This window comes from Lutibacter sp. B1 (genome assembly GCF_012524075.1).
GTDB lineage: Bacteria > Bacteroidota > Bacteroidia > Flavobacteriales > Flavobacteriaceae > Lutibacter.
Map to the genome: position 1 here is coordinate 1 of NZ_JAAZUI010000187.1, position 328 is coordinate 328.

Annotated in this window: 1 protein-coding gene; it reads right to left on the minus strand. The window is 30.8% G+C overall.

Going from position 1 to position 328, the window contains the following annotated elements:
- Positions 1-182 precede the first annotated feature (182 nt).
- Entirely contained in the window at positions 183-323 is a 141-nt protein-coding gene (locus tag HGB55_RS15625; RefSeq protein ID WP_371807834.1) for a protein-export chaperone SecB, read from the minus strand.
- Positions 324-328 lie beyond the last annotated feature (5 nt).

Sequence of the window (328 nt, forward strand, 5' to 3'; positions counted from 1 at the left end):
AAGGGACTTCCCTAAAGGAACAGATTTTAACCTCATTGACGAAAAACAGCTCTTAAAACTCGAACATAAACTAAACAACAAACCCAGAAAAATCATTGGGTATAAAACTCCTAAAGAAGTATTGGAATCTGAATTAAAAAACGTAGCTTAGTAACTATTAAAAATTAAAACGCTTTGTTGCGTTACAACATTGAATGCAAGTCTTCTTTAGATAAAGCCACAAAGTTTATTGAAGGTAAAATTCTAGGTTCAAATCCAGATTGCAAAGTTAAATTTGAAATATAAGCTCTTAAATAAGGAAACGCTATTGCTGGAGCATTAATTTTAG